Genomic DNA, 330 nt, shown 5'->3' on the forward strand with positions numbered 1-330 from the left:
GGTGTTAGCGACGCTTGAAAAGTAGCCCACTTGCGACGGTCGAAAAGTAGCCCACCGACAAGATTGGATGGGTGATTTCCGTGGAAGATTGGGCCAAGATCAGGTATCTGCGTCGGCAGGGCCTGTCGATCAGGAAAATCGCGGCCGAAGTTGGCTGCTCGAAAAAGACGGTGGAAAGGGCGTTGGCCTCAGATGCGCCGCCTGTGTACAAGAAGCGTGCAAGCTCCGAAACCAGCTTCACCCCGTTTGAATCGCGGGTGCGTGCCCTGCTGGAGCAGAGCCCGACGTTGCCTGCCACTGTGATTGCGCAGCGTGTGGGGTGGTGTGGGT

The 330-nt window shown here is 58.8% G+C and carries 1 protein-coding gene; it reads left to right on the forward strand.

Going from position 1 to position 330, the window contains the following annotated elements:
• Window positions 1-71 precede the first annotated feature (71 nt).
• Window positions 72-330 (forward strand): helix-turn-helix domain-containing protein (locus HMPREF0298_RS12005; protein WP_169304989.1); only part of this gene is annotated, 259 nt, incomplete at its 3' end.

This window comes from Corynebacterium lipophiloflavum DSM 44291 (assembly GCF_000159635.1).
In the GTDB taxonomy this organism is placed as follows: Bacteria; Actinomycetota; Actinomycetes; order Mycobacteriales; family Mycobacteriaceae; genus Corynebacterium; species Corynebacterium lipophiloflavum.